Source organism: Alkanindiges hydrocarboniclasticus, assembly GCF_001982605.1.
GTDB classification, from domain to species: domain Bacteria; phylum Pseudomonadota; class Gammaproteobacteria; order Pseudomonadales; family Moraxellaceae; genus Alkanindiges; species Alkanindiges hydrocarboniclasticus.
The window spans coordinates 32,024-50,446 of sequence record NZ_MLCN01000028.1 but is presented as its reverse complement, the minus strand read 5'-3'; the positions used below and the strand labels follow the sequence as shown (position 1 = coordinate 50,446).

At 44.7% G+C, this 18,423-nt stretch carries 19 protein-coding genes and 1 pseudogene; 2 read left to right on the top strand and 18 right to left on the bottom strand.

The annotated features are described in order from the left end of the window. Positions 1-200: 200 nt before the first annotated feature. A complete protein-coding gene (vapB, locus tag BKE30_RS10765; RefSeq protein WP_076878591.1) occupies positions 201-431 on the top strand; it encodes a type II toxin-antitoxin system VapB family antitoxin in 231 nt (76 codons plus the stop codon). 11 nt (positions 432-442) lie between these two features. Beyond that, positions 443-832 (top strand): type II toxin-antitoxin system tRNA(fMet)-specific endonuclease VapC, encoded by a 390-nt coding sequence (gene vapC, locus BKE30_RS10760; RefSeq protein WP_406564681.1) that lies wholly within the window; start codon positions 443-445, stop codon positions 830-832. A 400-nt stretch (positions 833-1,232) separates the two neighbouring features. Here the strand turns inward: vapC and BKE30_RS10755 are convergent. From BKE30_RS10755 to BKE30_RS10670, 18 genes and pseudogenes are all read right to left on the bottom strand, one after another. Beyond that, a pseudogene (locus tag BKE30_RS10755) lies at positions 1,233-1,484 on the bottom strand (kinase); the annotation flags it as partial. 66 nt (positions 1,485-1,550) lie between these two features. Beyond that, complete coding sequence (locus BKE30_RS10750) at positions 1,551-3,416, bottom strand: PP2C family serine/threonine-protein phosphatase (RefSeq protein WP_076878589.1); 1,866 nt, start codon at positions 3,414-3,416, stop codon at positions 1,551-1,553. Next, positions 3,417-4,466 (bottom strand): TerY-C metal binding domain-containing protein, encoded by a 1,050-nt coding sequence (locus tag BKE30_RS10745; protein WP_076878588.1) that lies wholly within the window; start codon positions 4,464-4,466, stop codon positions 3,417-3,419. 64 nt (positions 4,467-4,530) lie between these two features. Beyond that, a complete protein-coding gene (locus BKE30_RS10740; RefSeq protein ID WP_076878587.1) occupies positions 4,531-5,166 on the bottom strand; it encodes a VWA domain-containing protein in 636 nt (211 codons plus the stop codon). A gap of 54 nt (positions 5,167-5,220) precedes the next feature. After that, entirely contained in the window at positions 5,221-5,862 is a 642-nt protein-coding gene (locus tag BKE30_RS10735) for a TerD family protein (RefSeq protein ID WP_076878586.1), read from the bottom strand. Between the two features lie 58 nt (positions 5,863-5,920). Continuing rightward, entirely contained in the window at positions 5,921-6,559 is a 639-nt protein-coding gene (locus BKE30_RS10730) for a vWA domain-containing protein (RefSeq protein WP_076878585.1), read from the bottom strand. A gap of 196 nt (positions 6,560-6,755) precedes the next feature. Beyond that, positions 6,756-7,337, bottom strand: a complete 582-nt coding sequence (locus BKE30_RS10725) for a TerD family protein (protein ID WP_076878584.1) — start codon at positions 7,335-7,337, stop codon at positions 6,756-6,758. 70 nt (positions 7,338-7,407) lie between these two features. Beyond that, positions 7,408-8,118, bottom strand: coding sequence for a TIGR00266 family protein (locus tag BKE30_RS10720; protein ID WP_076878583.1), 711 nt, complete (start codon positions 8,116-8,118; stop codon positions 7,408-7,410). A 30-nt stretch (positions 8,119-8,148) separates the two neighbouring features. Beyond that, positions 8,149-9,474 carry a vWA domain-containing protein gene (locus BKE30_RS10715; protein ID WP_076878582.1) on the bottom strand — a complete coding sequence of 442 codons (1,326 nt, stop codon included), beginning with the start codon at positions 9,472-9,474 and terminating at the stop codon, positions 8,149-8,151. Positions 9,475-9,564: 90 nt separating this feature from the next. After that, entirely contained in the window at positions 9,565-10,140 is a 576-nt protein-coding gene (locus BKE30_RS10710) for a TerD family protein (RefSeq protein WP_076878581.1), read from the bottom strand. A 129-nt stretch (positions 10,141-10,269) separates the two neighbouring features. Further along, positions 10,270-11,334 (bottom strand): DUF475 domain-containing protein, encoded by a 1,065-nt coding sequence (locus tag BKE30_RS10705; protein WP_076878580.1) that lies wholly within the window; start codon positions 11,332-11,334, stop codon positions 10,270-10,272. A gap of 42 nt (positions 11,335-11,376) precedes the next feature. After that, on the bottom strand, positions 11,377-11,955 hold the full coding sequence (locus BKE30_RS10700) for a TerD family protein (RefSeq protein ID WP_076878642.1): 579 nt from the start codon (positions 11,953-11,955) through the stop codon (positions 11,377-11,379). An 88-nt stretch (positions 11,956-12,043) separates the two neighbouring features. Continuing rightward, positions 12,044-13,225, bottom strand: coding sequence for a TerD family protein (locus tag BKE30_RS10695; RefSeq protein ID WP_076878579.1), 1,182 nt, complete (start codon positions 13,223-13,225; stop codon positions 12,044-12,046). 33 nt (positions 13,226-13,258) lie between these two features. Next, complete coding sequence (locus tag BKE30_RS10690; protein WP_227518391.1) at positions 13,259-14,215, bottom strand: HpcH/HpaI aldolase/citrate lyase family protein; 957 nt, start codon at positions 14,213-14,215, stop codon at positions 13,259-13,261. Further along, on the bottom strand, positions 14,216-15,373 hold the full coding sequence (locus tag BKE30_RS10685; protein WP_076878578.1) for a cysteine protease StiP domain-containing protein: 1,158 nt from the start codon (positions 15,371-15,373) through the stop codon (positions 14,216-14,218). Next, positions 15,363-16,157, bottom strand: coding sequence for an HAD hydrolase family protein (locus BKE30_RS10680; RefSeq protein ID WP_076878577.1), 795 nt, complete (start codon positions 16,155-16,157; stop codon positions 15,363-15,365). The genes BKE30_RS10685 and BKE30_RS10680 overlap by 11 nt, the downstream gene beginning before the upstream one ends. After that, positions 16,138-17,268 (bottom strand): phosphoribosyltransferase domain-containing protein, encoded by a 1,131-nt coding sequence (locus BKE30_RS10675; protein WP_076878576.1) that lies wholly within the window; start codon positions 17,266-17,268, stop codon positions 16,138-16,140. The genes BKE30_RS10680 and BKE30_RS10675 overlap by 20 nt, the downstream gene beginning before the upstream one ends. After that, positions 17,261-18,334, bottom strand: a complete 1,074-nt coding sequence (locus BKE30_RS10670; RefSeq protein WP_076878575.1) for an ATP-grasp domain-containing protein — start codon at positions 18,332-18,334, stop codon at positions 17,261-17,263. Before BKE30_RS10670 ends, BKE30_RS10675 begins: the two co-directional genes overlap by 8 nt. Positions 18,335-18,423: the final 89 nt, after the last annotated feature.

Below are 18,423 nucleotides of genomic sequence, written 5' to 3'. Positions count from 1 at the left end.
CTACTCAATTAGATATAGCATTATTTTTACTATGCTCAACTCGCTGTTAGCATTTCAAAAGCTATTTTTTATCTGCTTTAGCACATTACAGCATTAGTTTTCTTGCTTTTATAACTCACAAACAAACTGACTGAAAACCAGCTATAAATACAAAATTAGTTGCTATATACTTAAGCCTATGGCAACTTCAGGAGTTAATAATGATTGTTACTAGTGTATTCACCAATAATCGCTCACAGGCCGTCAGATTACCAAGTAGTGTTCGATTTTCACCGACTGTCCAGCAGGTTTATGTCCGGCAGGTTGGCGTGGATCGTGTTATTAGCCCTGTGGGTCAAACCTGGGATAGCTTTTTTGATGACCCAAATCTGACTGTTACTGATGATTTTGAGCGTGGCGATCAAGTGCAAAGTATTCGAGAGCAATTTTAATGCTGAAATACATGCTGGATACCAATATTGTAATTTATGTCATCAAACATAAGCCTGCGGAAGTTAGAGAGCGCTTTAATAGTGTTTTCTCCCAGATTTGTGTGAGTAGTATTACTGTTGCAGAATTGGTTTATGGCGCTGAAAACAGCGCTCAGCCAGAACATAATTTGATGGTAGTTGAAAATTTTTTATCCCGTCTACAAGTGCTGGATTATGGTACTGATGCCGCCATTCAGTATGGCAATATCAAAGCTTATTTAAAAAAGCTGGGACAATTAATTAGTGACAATGATCTCCATATTGCAGCGCATGCACGAAGTAAAGGGCTGATTATCGTGACTAACAACACCAAGGAATTTAACCGCGTCCCAGCCCTTCAAGTGGAAAATTGGGTTAATTAAGAAAAACCGGTCTGCAATATTTTTTATGGTCTACCCTGTTATATTGGGTTTGGACACAATAAAATGCTGCTAATAAGTTATAAAACTCTTTAATCTACTGACTATTATTTTAGTTATTAAAGAAATTGTGTTGGATGAAAATAAATTATTTTTAGCAAGTTATGCTTCATTAAAGTGAAAACTTACACTATGATAAAATGCTAGTTATTAATTTCAGATGCATTCTGAAACCAGAGTGATTAACGCCGGCGGTGCAACTTTATAAAATATCAGGGTAAAAGCTTCATTTCCTTGCTACCTACTTACTCACTCTTTTTAAGGTAGGGTTAGCCTTAACCATGGAATTGATCTGATTAATATTTTATCAATTTTTCTTAGTTTAGCTTCATAAGAAGGAGTGTTACGTGCACTCAACCATTTGCACTACCAGCAAGCGCCCCCCTTCTTCACGTGACAGCAAAATTTGCTTGCCATCTGCAAGCTCAATTTTAGAACCAATAGCAATCTGGGCTTTGCTGCTGACATCCATTAAGTCAGGCAGGCTTTCATTAACCAGCCACCATCTGTCCTGATGAAACACAAAATAACCAACCCGTCTGGTTTGCTGTGGTGATAACCGTTCATTAGGCGCAATCATGCTGTTGGCATGCCATTACTTCATCGACATACTCAATTGGCCTGCCATCAAGGGTTTGGCAGCGAATCACATTTTTACTTGTCATGCTTGCCCTTCCTGCTTGATGTCTAATGTTGTCGTATCTGACATATGATGAGAAGTAACAGGCCATAACAGGGCAATTGTGCGATCATCATGATGACCGGCACTGAAAAAATGCATCCAGTCCAGCAAAAACTGATCCGGGTCTTGCTGTTGTAAACCGGGTTGTAATTCCTGCCACAAGGCATCCCATTTTTGCTGGTTTTGCAGGCCAGCATCGGTTTCAAATTTGGGGTCAGATATGCCATCAGTCATTAAAATCACGGCCTCGACCTGTTCAAAATAACCAATATTGACCCGTTCATTAAAGGTGGCCACCATGGATTTGTCCAGAAAGCGGGTTTGGCCGGCAAACTCCCCACCATCAGGAACACCCATAAGGCGTAGCTTGGTAGGACTATAAACAGCTATGGCCCCATCCCCGGTCCAGAAGGTGCTGACAAAGGTTTTATGGTCTTCCTGCTTGATCACCGCTGCCAGCAAAGTGGTTGCAAAAAACTTACTGGATACATTTTGAGACTGGGCAAGCTGCTCAATTTGCTGAATGGACTGTTGTGCTGCCTTATAGAAAAGTTCGTGAAAACAGTTACTCAGCAACTGTGAGGCAGCTTTAGTCTGTTCATCCTGTGAACCAATCTGCCACTGGGAGAGCTGCTGATCCAGTTGCAAGTGCTGATTGACAATATAATCAGCAAGCACCTGTCCTGTAGTTTGCACGGCAAGACGTGAGCCTTCACGAGAATACGAAGCACTTCCCGCCCCATCTGCCACAATCATGACGCTCCATGCTGTGTTTTCAATATTGGCGATAAAGTAATCATCATCCCTAAAACTACCCGCATGTTCATGGGAACGGCCCCGGCGACTGGCGGCGGCCAGCCTGAACTGTGCGGTATTAATCAGTTGTTGCGCAGTATGGGCTTTAGGATAAGGCTGACTGGCGGCTGGCTCATTGACCTGCCATAAGCTACGCGGATCGGCTGTAATAATCAGGGTGCATTTGCCATCACGCCATGCACCATCCTCAGGTTTATATTTAAATACAATCTCAAATTCTCCTGCAAGCAGCGGAATCCCGGCAAATTGATGCTGTACCTCGTCATAAGCCAAACCAATGCCCTGTGGAATCTGGATACTACCTACATCCAGATGTACAGGTTCAGATGTATTTGCCTGTTTTTGAATTTGGGCCTGATAAGCTTGTCCTACACGTGCATTGGGAATCTGGAAATGCGGCATTTTTATCACCTGAGCTGTTTTAGTTGTATGGGTTGCCGATTGATCAGTGCTGGGCTTTACTGTTTGTGTTGGTTCTGATGTATGAACTGCCAGATGCGTTAGATGCTGCTCATCATTGGCCTGCGGTGAAGGATCAGGAGGCTGGATATGGTGCTTGAATACAATCGGATAAAGCGCATGCGGGCTAGCGGTGAACTGCGCTGCAACGGGTATAGGTTGTGGCAATACAGACTGATCAATAGGCAAAGATGACTCTGGTTGAGTCACCAAAACCGCTTGGCCATTGGCTAAATTCTCAATATCATTGCATGCTTGCGCGAATGTATGGGCTTTACAGTCCTGAACCGGATAAGTAGCTGGAGCATTAAAATACGGCTGGACAATTCGTCCCTGCTTTAAAATTCTGGCCAGTCCTGATTGCTCGAACCGGGGTAAATCAATTAACAAGGATTTATGGTTCTCATAAATTTTTTCAGACAGATCAAACAATGCATTAAGTACCTGTCGATCCTGCAACAACTGCCTTACCAAATCAGGTTCTGGTTGATAGCCCAGTAATTGAGGTAACAGATAGTCAAGTGTAGTGCCCAGTTCAGAATGCCTACTCAACTGATCATGTGATCCCATTTAGCCTTTGCCTCGCTGTACATCGAAGCCCTCGTTGCCGGCATAGCCAAAACTAACCTGCCGGCGGCACCATGGACAACTGACCACTTCGCTAAAACCGTCATAACACATCAGTTTTCCACAACCACACATGGCAAATGCAGTATCGGCATAGCAGTGTGGACAAGCTGGCGCACCCTGCAGTAGTGTGGTATTGACCTGTTGCTGATGCGCTGCATGGTCTGACCAGCTAAAATAGTCCTCACTAAGCGGGTAGCAGTTATCCAGACGAAAATGATACAGATTAATTCCCAGGTCTTCTGGAGACTGATACTGTAATTCACGGTCATACTTGATGATGTACGGCTTACCAAGTTTTTGGCAGCGTCCCACCAGCGTCACGCATTGCTCATCAACCTGTGTATCGGCTTTAAAATCCTTGGCCAGATGCATAAAGCGCTCATCTAGCGGGGGCAATACGCTTTGGTCAACGCCACTGCCAATACTTTTACTTTGTGCCATGACAGACGCACTGATCCACTGGAAGAATTTTTTAAAATCATCGGGGCCTAGCTGTTCAAATGCAATGGTGTGTTCAGTCATGCGTTTTAATAGACTAAAATCAACGGCTTTGCCCATGCCCAATGCCACTAAAGTAGCCCGGCGTGCATAGCGCTTATTCCAGCGATAAATTGCATCTTCACAGCGATCAGTAGGTCGTCCATCAGTAAATAAATAGACCAGCGGCTTCCAGTCCCCTTTGGCCTCGCTGGTGGTTTTAATCACATGCCGGTCAATTTCATTCATGACATGTTCAAGCGCCTTACCCAGATTGGTACCGCCACCCAATGGTAAATTGACCGGATAAAATGCAAAAACTTCTATCAGCGGTACCAGTGTTCTTACAATTCCCGCAAAGGCAATCACAGAGACATGCACAGTTTCCAGGGCATAAGGATCCTGGCGCAAATGCTGCATTACAGACTGCATGCCTTGCTGCATATGTTGCAGGTTATCCCCGACCATGGATTCAGAGCAGTCAAGTACGAAAAACACCGGTAAACGACGCATGTTATTCCTTTAAGTAATTATCGCGAAAGTATTTTGCCAGTTTCAAACCAGACACGAAGTCAGCCTACAGCACCAACTGCACTTCTGGCGGCGGGGGCGGCAATGAGATATCTTCTGTGAGTCCGGCACTACTGCTGCCTGCCACTACACTGGCGGATACCCATTTAAAGAAACTGGCAAACGAGGCTGCATCCATGGAATCCAGCACCACTACCCGATCAGTCAGTTGTAACAAATGTTCCTGCTTGGCTTTAGGACCGGCAGCACAGGCGACAATGCTGGCAAAATTGCGCTGTTGCACCTGAGGAATAGCTTGCTGGTAGGCATACATATCAGAAGGTGAGCCATCTGTCATAATAAACAATAAGGGACGCCAGTCTCCCTTGGCGTCCATCGTACTTTTACGCACATCGGCATCAACCCGTTCAATCAGCAACTCAAGGGCAGCTCCCATAAAAGTTGCACCGGCACTGGGTACCTCGACCTGTGCCAGTTGTACCTGCTCCAGAGGTGTTAGGGGTAAATATTCACGCGCTTCAATATCAAAGGTAATAATACTCAAATGCACACTTTCCAGTGCATACGGGTCTTGCCTTAAACCACTTAGCATGGACTGCAGGCCAACATTGACCGAATGAATGGGTTCTCCCCGCATGGAGCCTGAGGTATCCAGCAAAATATAGACAGGTAAGCGCCGCATACTCATCACCTTAGTTTTTAAAATCAGTGTTTACGTAATAGTAGACCATCAGTTTCACGCGTACTGCTTAAGCCATTCCACAAATGAATCAGATGGCGAACCTGTACCAATAGCATTAAATTTCCAGCCCGCAGACTCACGCTGCAACTCGGCAAATAATAAGGAGCGCTGGTTTTCATACTGGCCAACACCAGATAAATCATAGCGAACCATTTCCTTGCCAGATGCATCGACTGCGCGAATAAATGCATTCTTGATCTGGCCGAAATGCTGGTTGTTTTCAGTTCCCTTATAGATTTGTACCACAAAAACCACACGTTGATATTGTGTATCCAGATCATTGAGCTTTACGATAATTTGCTCATCATCCCCGTCGCCTGCACCTGTACGGTTATCCCCAGTTAGCCAGATATGACCTGAGGAATGCCGCTGGTTATTAAAAAAAATGACATCACTATTTTTCAGGGTGGCATTGCCTTGAGCATCACGTCCCAGATTTTTGACCTTACCATTGGCATCACATAAAAAAGCCACCACATCCAGATCATGCTCGGTACTTTTATTGCCCAGTAAACCGCCTAAAAAACTTTTCTTTTGTTCCTGAATATCCCAGCCCAGACCAATGGTAACCCGGGATAAATTATTTTCAGTTTTCTTAAGGCTAATGCCTTGCCCTTTACTAAGACTCACGGCCATGTTGTTAATCCTTTTTTAAGTTTAAAATTATTCAGATGTTTTAATGCTACGATCAAACTTATAACACCACATTTACCTCAGGCGGCGGTGGCGGTAAATCACTTAGCCCCGTGACTTCTTTTTGACCCGCATCCACTTTCTGGCTACCCGTAGAGACACTGGCAGAAACCCATTTAAAAAATGCCCGGATAGCATTTGAATCAGTGGTGGCCAACTCCACCACCACTTCTGTAATCTGTTTTAAGATTCCCGTATCTGCATTATGACCAGCCGCACAGGCAACAATCATCCCGGTTTTAACCTGTTTTAGCTGCGCCAGGCCCTTTTGCCAGTCATCGGTCGGTGCCCCATCCGTCATAATGAAAATTAAGGGTTTCCAGTCACCTTTGGTATCCATTGTGGTTTTGGCCACTTCCTGTTCAATTTTTCGGGCCAATAAGGCAAGCCCTTCACCCAGTTGTGTAGTACCGGTTGCCTGAAGATCCGGCGCCTGAAATACCGCCAGTTCGGTTAATGGCACCAGTTGTTTGGCACTGCTATCAAAACTGATAATGGATAAATATGCTGTTTCCAGTGCATAAGGGTCCTGCCTTAAGGTTGACAATAAAAGCTGTACCCCGTTTTTAACGGCTTCAATGGCTTCGCCATGCATGGAACCTGAAGTATCCAGCAACAAGTACACCGGTAAGCGTCGCATGATGGTTTTTTCTCCTTGCTGATGGTTTTATGTATTTTTAAAATGACGCTGGGATTTTGCCTGACCAGTCAGCCAAACAGGGAAAACATGGTGCTGCTAACCAGTTAACTGATTAGCAGCTTTAACTATCAGTATCATTAATGACAGGATCTGTCATCAGCACTCATAGCGATATTTTATAAATAGTGGCTAAAATTTAAATTAGCGGGAGCACATGCGGAATAATTTCCTGAAAAGTACGCCCCTGAGTACTTTCTCCAATGGCATGCATTTTCCACTCACCATTGTGACGGTAAATTTTGGCAATAATCAGCGCAGTATGACTACCCTGACTAGAAAGCTTGTATTTTGCGATTTCCTGATTACTACTCTGATCTACCAGACGGCAAAATGCATTTTCCACTTTCTCAAAGGTTTGGCCACGGAAACTACTTACTGTAAATACCAGTGATTTCACTTGAACTGGCAGGTTTGCCAGATTAACGCGAATTTGTTCATCATCGCCTTCACCTTCACCAGTCAGGTTATCACCTGAATGCTGAATACTGCCATCCTTGCTACGCAGCTGACCAAAATAGACCACATCCAGCACCTGCTTGTTTTCATCAAACAGGATGCAGGACGCATCCAGATCAATGCTGTCGCTGCCACCGCCAAAACCAAAAAATCCCTTGCTTTTGGCAACATCCCAGCCTACACCTAGAAGAACCTGTTGCAGGCTGCTGCCATCAGATTTTTGCAGGTTGATTTTTTGTCCCTTTTCCAGATTAATTGCCATACATTGACTCCTGTTTTACGCTGTGATTACTAATTAGATAAAGGATAACTATAAATTGCTTAGCAAGGGTTTAAGCTGACCGGTTCGGTCCCAGCTTGGAGAGTAACCATTGCAGGAAATTACCGCGGTTACGTGAACAAAGCACGACTTTACCCTGACCAGAAAAACGTAATACCATGCCTTCACCGCTGGTCACACTACTCACCAGATTACCCAGCAATCCGCTACTTCGTGAGGTACTTACTGATAAGTTATAAGTCAGGCGAGAATCCCAGCACACCACATGACCATTATCAATAATTACATCCTTGCCCGGTTGCACATCAATTTCAAACAGGGTACCGAATCCTGACACCACCACCTGGCCATGGCCGCTAGTATGCATAACCAGAAAGCCACCAGTCTGGCCAAAGATAGCACCCCCCAGTCCCTGCAACTTTACATTGATATTGACTGTATCTGTGGCTGCCACAAAAGCACCGTCGGCTAATGTATATTGTACAGTGCCAACTTCCAGAATCTGCATATCTCCATCAAGGGTAGATGACAGCAGGCAATCACCATCCCCATGGACTGCTTCAATATGCTGCTGAAACAAGGACTCGTCATTGGCAAAACGGCGTAAAAAAGACTGCACTACACCGCCCTGCAACTTACCTTTGAGCTCCAGTGCTTCCTCCATCATTACCATGGCATTACTTTCACAATAAATCTTGTCACCCCGGCGCATGCTGACATGCAAAAATGGATCCGGTGAACCAATCAGGCTAAATTGTGCCATTTATATTTATCCTTCCTTATCTCTAGATATCTAGCGCGGGCCTATAATATTTTTAAGGCTCGCCTGCTTTAACCAGTCTGGAAACTCTTCCAGTAACAACTCATACAACTTTTCATCCGGAATGCTGGTGATGGTGTCAAGTGCAAAGAAATTGCAGTTGTCCACTACCCGGCCGGTCATGTCATCAAGCTTTTCCAGTACCCCATAGTTACGCCCACCAATGCCAACAAACTGCCAAAATAGCGGTAGATTGGCAGCATTACTCAGAATACGCTGCATCTGTTTGGCATTGCCTACTCCGCCATCAGAAATAAATAGCACATAGACCGGTAAGTTATCCTTAAACTGGCTGTAATACTGAATGACGGCTTCAATGGCCGGAATTTCTTCATTATATCGGGCGCCTACACTCCAGTTACGCCAGCCGCGCTGGGCAGTATTAATAAAATTGCTGGCATTATTCAGGGTTACATCATCAAGCTGGGTGGTCTTTTGCGCAAATGCCCAGCATTCAAAACTGCCATCATTATCAAAATTAATGGCCAGCGGCATGAGGCGATCGACAACTTTTTGTACATCTCCACGTTTATACTGGTTATCCATGGAACCTGAAGCATCAAGCACCAGTGCTACCCGGGCCTGTACAGCCAGCAAGTTGTTTTTTTCAAGTTGGATCATGGATTTTTTGGTTAAATCCACAATAGCCTGACTACCTGTTTTTCCAGCTTTTTCCAGAGCGATTTTCTTTTTCAGATCAATTGTGGAAGCTGGAGCTGGAGTTGCAGATTGTGGTAGAGAGGGCTTTGTCTCAGTGGGAGAGCTATTGTCTTCAGCAACTTCTCCTCCAAAATGCCGGATTAATGCGTCCAGCCCTTCATTAAATCCCTGTGCAACGGCTGCCAGACGCCAGATATGATCTTTTCGATATATTTCCAGCAGCATCAACGCACGTTCCTGCTGAAATATACGGCCTGTGACTTCAAAATCGGCGATCTGCTTGCCTTGTGCGTTGAACAGACTGATTTTAGCCTGCTTTAATTGTGCCATTGTTCCCTGCCCGTCAATGGCAAGGGTAAAAACAAAATGTTCAATTTTGGGATTTGCTTTTGATAATTCGATCTGGAAGCGACTATTGTTGGCTTCACTTGCAACCAGCCGTACAGCATTGCAGGGTGTGACAGGCTGGTTATAAAAAGTCATGTAGCGCTCATCACTTAAGCGGTACTGACCATCCAGACCAAAGCTTGCTGTATCAACACTAAACGGTGCATCGAGCTGAACTTCCAAAATAACAGGCTGGGTTAAATCGGCTAGATCGGATAATTTAATTTTTTGCCCACGGATCAAGCTTGTCATTCAATACTCTGATTTATCGTTCATTGATTTTTTATTTTTAAAGCAATGGGATGACAAGTGCTGTCATCCCATCGGTAGTGGGGGCGAAAATTAAACGGCAACCCCATAAGAGCCTGCCAAAGGCCCTAAACCACCGGCAAAGCCCTGGCCAATAGCACGGAACTTCCATTCGCTGCCATTGCGATAAAGCTCGCCAAAGATCATTGCAGTTTCGGTACTGCTGTCTTCGGACAAGTCATAACGGGCAATTTCACTGCCGCCTGCTTCGTTTACTACGCGAATATAGGCATTGCTGACCTGACCGAAGTTCTGGTTACGGGTAGTACCATCATAAATGGTTACAGCAAAAATGACTTTAGAAACATCAGCAGGCACTTTGGTCAGGTCCACACTTAAGGTTTCATCATCGCCTTCACCTTCGCCAGTCCGGTTATCGCCGTTATGCACCACCGAACCATCAGCCGATTTTAAATTGTTAAAGAAAATAAAATCGGTATCAACCCGGACCTTTCCGTTTTCACCCACTAAAAAAGCAATTGCATCCAGATCAAATGCCTGACCATCTGTGACACGTGGATTCCAGCCCAAACCGATTGTAGTTTTTTGAATGCCTGGGGCTTCTTTACTTAAATTGACATTGCCACCCTTGGTTAAGCTAATTGCCATGATCTTTGATCTCCTGATGAACTATTAATGTTAACTTTCATAGACTTTCAATTTATTCAGGGTAATTAATTACCCTGAATTACACTTTACAGCAAGTCTTAATTTGCATGAAATCGTTACGGGCAAAATTTAGGTTGCCTGCCTCTTGCTATAGGCAATTGACGACATGACTGCCCAGACAATAAAGGCTACCCCAATCAGTCCGGTAAGCAGTTCCGGCACATGAACACCAGTTCCACTAAACAGCATAATGGCAGCCAGTGCGCCAATGGCATAATGGGCACCATGCTCCAGATACACATAAGCTTCCAGTGTGCCTTTTTCTACCAGATAAATAGTCATCGAACGCACGAACATTGCACCAATGGCAAGGCCCAGCATAATAATGACCACATCGCTGGTAATGGCAAATGCACCAATCACGCCATCAAAGCTAAAGGATGCATCCAATACCTCAAGGTATAAGAATCCACCAATACCTGCTTTCACGATAGTACCGGATGCCCCACCAGGCTTGGCTGTTTCTTCATCATCGTCACTATTGCCTTCCAGCAGGTGACCCAGAGCCTTAACGCCCACATAAACGACAATGCCCCAGATACCTGCCAGTGTCACGACCAGTTTAGTATCACCTTCAACTGCACTCACCATGATAAGCAGCGCGATTAAGGCAATGAATACTGACATGGCGGGGATATTGGCCAGATTGGCCAGTCTGCTTTCAAGCCAGTGAAACCAGTGAGTATCCTTTTCATCATCGAATAGGAAGTTTAAAAACACCAATAACAGGAACATACCACCAAAAGCTGCGATTTCAGCATGATGCTGCATCAGTTTGGCAGAATATTCAGTGGGGTTATTTAATGCCAGCTGGGCTACCTCAACCATGCCCATGTCCGCAGTAACACCGACAATAAGCAATGGGAAAAGCAAGCGCATACCAAACACGGCAACCAGAATACCTACTGTTAGAAACAGTTTTTTCCAGAACTCGTTCCAGTTGCGCAGTACAGAAGCATTGACGACAGCATTATCAAACGACAGGGATACTTCCATAACTGCCAGAATGCCGGTAATCAGCAATGCAGACAGCATCGTTTTTATCCCGGCTTCAGGGCCATGGGTGAATCCCCACCACGCAGATAATGCAAGGCAAATAATTGTAAAAACAATTGAAAAACGGAAATGTTTCATTGTTATCCTTTTGAGGTAAAGGGCTTATAAAAACCAGATTATTTACGCTACGGTAATTCCGTATTGCTGACACATGGCAGCCAGACCGCCACTATAGCCCTGACCGACAGCACGAAACTTCCATTCTCCCCCGTGCCGGTAAAGCTCACCAAATACCATGGCTGTTTCTGTGCTGTAATCTTCGGCCAGATCAAAACGCACAATTTCAACACCATTATCCTGATTTACGACCCGAATAAAGGCATTGGCAATCTGGCCAAAGTTTTGTCCGCGCATCTGTGCATCATGAATCGTCACGGTAATGGCAATTTTTTCGATATCCGGTGAAACCTTGGATAAATCAACCAGTAAAGATTCATCATCGCCATCACCTTCACCACTACGATTATCACCAGTATGCTCAACAGAGCCATCAGTAGATCGTAACTGGTTATAAAAGATAAAATCATGATCGCCACGAACTTTCCCAGTTGCACCCAGTAAGAACGCACTGGCATCCAGATCAAAGGATGCGCCATCGGTTGAGCGTTCATCCCAGCCCAGACCAATAAGTATACGCACCAGATTCGGATCAGTTTTTGTCAGGGATAAATTGCCACCTTTTGACAGGGAAATAGCCATGTTCATTTCTCCGGTTTTAAACTTCTCTTGTTGAACCTATTAAATTTTTTAAACCAATCAATCTGTTAAAACATAATGCTGTTAAGCATTAATCCTTGCTTCCCGCTTTCCATTTCAGGCCAAAACCAAACAGTTGATCCAGTTCACGGTGGCCCGCTACATAATGCATTTTGCGTGAAACCTGAATGTTATCCTGAACATTTTGCAATTCGGCAATGCCACACATTCTTAACTGGTTATTGCCTTCCTGTAGTTTTATTTCTATAGGCCCCTGATCAGGAACATGTAAACTAATCACACCATCTGTGGCTGCCCAGTTGGCTACGCCTTCATAAATAAAAGCAAAAATAACAATTCGCTGAATTTGATTCCAGTGCTGACCGTTAACTTTAAGCCATTCACCCTCAGCTCTGGTTCCTGTGCGGTCATCCGCCGCCAACTGAATATAGGGAAAGTCATGCAAACTGCCAAAACAATTGCCCAAGGCCTGAATGACTCCTTTTGAACCATCTTTTAATTCAAAAAAACAGCCCAGATCAAGGTCAACCCGCGATTCCTTCAAGCCTTTAAGTTTGTCAAAAAAACCCGTTGATGCAGGCTTGGCCTGCTGATTCCAGTTAAGGTTAATCCGAATTTCACCAAAACCACCCGCTTTTTTGGTCAGGTTCACCCGGTTGTTGGTTTTATCTAGTATGACTTTTCGCAAACTTACCGCAGGTGCAGGTGCAGGTGCAGGTGCAGGTGCAGGTGCAGGATCATCACTGATCTCCACGCCAAAATGTTGAGCCAATGGCTTTAGTCCACCATTAAACCCTTGCGCAATTAGCCGAAATTTCCACTCCTGATTACGGCGATAAAATTCACCAACAATTAATGCAGCTTCAGTACGCTGCTGTCCCACAATTTCTGCACGGGCTACCAGTTGCCCAGCAGCTTTGACTTCAATGATTAGGGTGCCCGCAGTGGCAAAGGTGTGTGGAGCATCAAGAGAAGCAGTAATAGCAATTTTTTCAATATCCTGATCAATTTTCTCAAGATGTAGTTGAAATTTGCTAGCGTTGCCTATCTGGTCAAGCCGAACACTGCCATTTGGTGTCTGGGTCTGGCCATAAAAAATCATGTCCTGATCACCACGGACTTTTAAACTGGACTGCTTTAGCAAGTAGGCTGAAATATCGGCATTGATATTTTGGCTATTCTGCTGGGTCACCACAATCTCAACATTAAAAGCAGGTAATGCTATATTTGCACCCGGCACTAATTGTGTCATTTTGAATGTTATCCTTTATTATCTGGAGTTTTGCTATCCATTTCTGAGTATATAGTTGTGCTCGGGTTGCACGCCATAGTATTTTGCCCGTTCAATGATTTGCATGGCCCACTGCTTGTGCGTTGCCGGTTCCAGCATACTGCCATTGCTGCCAAATACTGCTTTGGCATCTTGTTGTAAAATTCGCTCTGCATCCAGATAGTCATGCTGGCTAACCTGAAACGCTTCATGAATCACATCAATCTGGCTAGGATGAATCGCTGTTTTGCCCACGAGACCCAGCAGCACATCTCGCTCCACCTCCTGCCGTAACAGTGCCAGATCAGAAAAATATTCAAAAACAGGGGCTGTGAGCCTAAAGCCAAATGGCGTGAGCTGGCCAATTAGCTGGTTGATCAATGTTAAAACTGGCGTCTCATAAATTGTCAGATGACGAGGCCTTCTCATTTTCAGGCAATTTAACAAATCATTGCCACCAATGCGCAAGGCCAGAACGGATGGCATTTCCTGCTGCATAGCTTGGCGAAACTCCTGAATATAGCCCGGATCAAAAAACTCCAGCGTTTCCAGCGTGGGCATTACCTGCAAGCGGTCAGTTATTGTGTTTTTCCAGCCTGCCAGATCTGCCAGACAAAATTTTGGCAGTACAAATCCGTTCAGCACTTCAATATTTTTCCACTCAACCAGATGCTGTGCCATTGCCAGATGCCGTGGCCGGATGAATAAATAGGGTGCTTCCTGCGGCAAGCCAAACTGGGCAAAAATAGTCAGCACTTTTGACAGGTTTTTTAAGCCTGATTCAATATCACTTTCTGCCACAGCATCTTCCAGGCAAATTACCACTGAACGGCAATTTGGGAATTTCTGTCCAGAGGCAATCGCATATAAATCATGATGCGTTGCCGGACAATAAATGGTGGCACCAAGCGCATAAGGTGACGTAATCCACCGAGTATGTTTTTGTTCGGCTTTTAGACTGGCTGTCTGCATTTATTTTCCAAGCTTTTTAATGATTGTGATTGCATGATAGGGAGCAATAGCGTCACCAACCACCACAACAGGCGTATCCGTTTGCTGGGCAAGATGCCGCAACAGGACTGTATCTGTCGCCTCGGCCTCCTGAAGCAAGATGCAATCAGGGACACGTCGTAGTACCGCACGGGTAGCTTCAGCTATTCCAGTTTTGATCCGGTTATCATTTGTGATGTGCCGGTTAATTTTAATATCCTGAATTACTGACATTACCCGAGCATGTTGCTGGTTGCGCTGTTCTTCTGTCCAGCTCGCTTTAGCCTGCTTAACCAGGGTTTTGCGAATCTGATCAATGTGATCTACAAACTCGCCCGACAGATCATGATCCGAAAGATGATTATATGCAATGCAGCCATGCCAGTTGGCCGGGTTAAAGCAGTCATCCAAAGCATCAGCCACTGGAATATCTTCTTGTAAAATACTTCTGGAAATTAAGCCGGAAATTACCGAACCTAAAATTCCTGAAGGAATGAGCCAGTCATCGCCACTGGCAGCCAACCATGCACATCCAGCCACATCAGCCAAGGTTACCAGCGGCGCCATATTGTCTGAACTTAATGTAAAACGGCTATCAGGCAAAATCTGGCAATTAAGCTCGCGTGAAATTGCTCCTTTGCCAGTCCAGCCATCTACGAATACAATTCCTGACGCCCCATGGGTCTGGATAATAGCCTCAAGCGCTGCCTTATCAATACCACGGTCACGAATGATGCTGATGCCATAATGATGGCACTCACGTCCCTGCTCCTGAATGGCACGCTTTAGGCATATGCCTAAAGGTACACCGGCCCGAACCAGACTGACCAGAACAACCGGTTCATTAATTTTTGCAATGAGCGCATTGGCGAGCTGCTGGGTTTCCCGTGCAAAGCGTTCGGCACCTTTTGCCAGTGCCTGACGATATAGTGAAAGATGCTCTGGTGAAGGCGCTTTTTCACTGCTGATCATTTGTGAATAATGTTTTTCACCGGATTGAATCAGCCGTTCCTTTTCTTCATTGGATAATGGCTTTAAATGCAATTTTTTCAGCAAAAAAACAATATCATCCGGATGGTATGACCCACTAAAACCAAGCGCCTTTAATTTTTCGGCGGGGTGCTTCGGCTTAATGGTCATGACCAAAGTATCCTTTTGCCTCATAATCATGTTTTAAATGATGATTAACCCACTGATGGGTCTGGCTTGATTTGGGCAAGCCAAACCAGTCACACTCTGCTAAAAACTCAAAGTCCGACAGGCTATCGCCAAAGCCCAGCAGGAAAGAATCATCAATATCATGCAACTTGTTTTCCATCAGATAACGTACTGCCAGTGCCTTGCTGATGGCTTTTGGGATAATAGCCAGATTGTTAGCATTACTGTGGATATAAAACTGGCTGCGATATTCTGGTGGCAGGTGGTTGACCAGCTCTTTTAAAAACAGGCTAACGGGTTCATTTTGCTTGGCTACAGCGTAAAGCCCCAAACCATTTTCTTCAACAATCCATGTGCGAATTGAGCCATAGGGCACAGCAGCTTTTAGGAGTAATTCTGGCAGGTTGGCCAACAAGGATTGATAGCTATGCAAACCCGCTTCTACCTGGGCATGCCATTGCTGATCTACACTGCCATCTGCATTTAATATAGTGCCACCATGCGAGCAAACAGCCCCATGGCTAAAATTCATTTTGACTCTTGAAAGCGCCTCAACAGAACGGGCAGTAACCGGAATCAGTTTTCCGGTATGGTTCATCCAGTCCACAAACATTTTCTGTCTGGGTTTCATAAATGATAATGGCTGGCCAGATTTGTCCGTGGTGGCAATGGTAAAATCATCAGCTGGGCTGCAACGGCGATTGGTTTGAAATAATGTATCGTCGAGGTCAACAAAAATATAAGGCTTAATTGCAAGGTCGGTCATAAGTTATGAACTCGGAATTTGGTAGTAGTTTGAAGAATTCTGGATCAATGCTATCACTGGAAGTTTCAGCAATAATTACAATGCGATCATAACTTTCGGGCTGGATATTATAAATAAAATTTGGCATACCCAGTCCGTAGTTATCATTAAAACTAAACTTGGCCTGTATACTATGCCCCAGTTGAATTGGACTACGGGTTGTGGACGCAAACTTTACTAGGGCTCCCTGATTCTCAAGGCTTAAAGCGGCTAAAAAAGGCGGCCATACATACTCACAGGTGCCAATCACTAAAATACGTTCACCCTTGAATTTTGCAGTTAAATTGATCCATGTATTGCAGGGCTTTCTGATTGGAATGCGACCTGATGTTTGTGGGGCAATAACTGGATACCTGCCATGTGCAACCTGATCAACTTGTGGCATCTGCGGTATTTTTGCCTGCAAGTCAGGCTGCCATTGCCAGTTGCCCTTAAGCAAGGCAATGTGGGTAGAAGGGATTTGCGCAATATCCTGTAGCTCTGACCAGTTCACCAGTGTGGTGGTAACAATTTGCTGTAACTGCGACAAACCGCTTTTTTGCAAGGCCTGCACCAGATTGACAAAGGTTTTACCGGTACTGGCTTCATCGTCAATTAAAATTAAGGTTTTACTATTTAAAATATGCGATTGAATATCAGGATCTGTCGAACCATACAATAACTGGCTCTGGGCATGGCTATGCTCCTCCAGAAATTCTGCCAGAAGCGGCTGATCCTGCACAGGGTGGCGCGTCGTAGTAATAAATACACTGCCAGGGTATTGGGTGGCCAGCGCCTGATGAACGCCAGCAGCCAGACAGATTGCGGTTTCTGCCATTCCAATTACAGTCACTGGCTGAGGCAATCCTTCAGGAATCAGGCTAGCCAGATCCTGATAGGTTTTTTGCATGATTTTAGGTTCAACAGGAATATGCTTGCCCAGCACTTTGGACACAAACAAAAAAGACCGCTTGGGATTAATGCGTTCGGCAAAATCAAGTAACTGGGATAGCTGCCATTCAGGGTGAGCTGCGACGGGACGCAATATTAAATTGCCCCGTGATAAAGGAATATTCAACTGTTGATCAGGCATAATTTAGCTCGGCAGAATAATCAATGGGCTTAACCTCAACCGAGGTATTGATCTGACGCACCAGAACATGACGGGGTGTAGCTTTAATGAGCGGTAGCCGGGCATGATAGGCAACGCACTCTGCCACCAGATTAACCTGACTATGTACAGTAATTCCAATGCCTCCTGAAGGACGTGTATTAATCTCCAGTACATGCCACTTCCCGGCTCTATCCTGCCTGAACTGTGCATTAACAATGCCATCAAGCTTAAACAGCTGTGCAAGTTGCTGTGCCATCTCATCACACGGACCTTTTGGCAATACTTCCTGCCATTGCTCTTTTTTGATCCGTGTCACCTTGTTCATCAGCTTGCCAGAAGCACAGAACATATCTACCGAACATTCATCACCGGATAGAAATGGCATAACCAGATAAGGCGGCTTGGATTGCAGTTGATCATAGGCTTCAATAAATTGCTGCGTATTAACCTGATAACTGGTAGGGTCAAACAGGCTATGAAAATATTCTATATCATCCCTCAGTTGCCAAAAGCCTTGGGCAAACACGCCGGTTACCGGCTTTACACACACCTGTATCTGTTTGTTTTGCTCTTTGATGCACTCAATTGCAGCAATTAACTGCGCGGTCGTATTGACCTGAATTGAATCTGCTACCGGAATGCCGGCCTGCTTGCACATTTTCCCAAACTCAAATTTATTTTCGAGAATATAGTGATTATTTAACCCCTGCGTGCCTGTTATTAATATAATTCCCTGCTGCTCAAATAACGGACGCAGTTCCTCATATTTTTCATGATTATGGCTGGCAATCACCAGTTGAACACCATTCTTAATGGCCTGAGCCAACACAAAATGATGATAATCAACGCTAGGCTCAAGCATGGAAAAATCAGCCATGGATAAAATTTCATCACGATATTGTCGATGGGAAGCAATCATTTTGAGATAAGGCTGTAAACTAGAGTTTTTTAAAGCAACTAACAGGTCACGCTGGCTTGAAAAACCCTGCGTAAACCAGACTGAAAATTTTTTCTCAGCAGGAATGGACGATACTAAGTGCGGCATAACGTTCTCAAAAATTTAATGAATTATTCACGATTAATCTTAAATAAATCTTATTTAATCACTTACTGAATGCAAAGAATGAGGCGAAA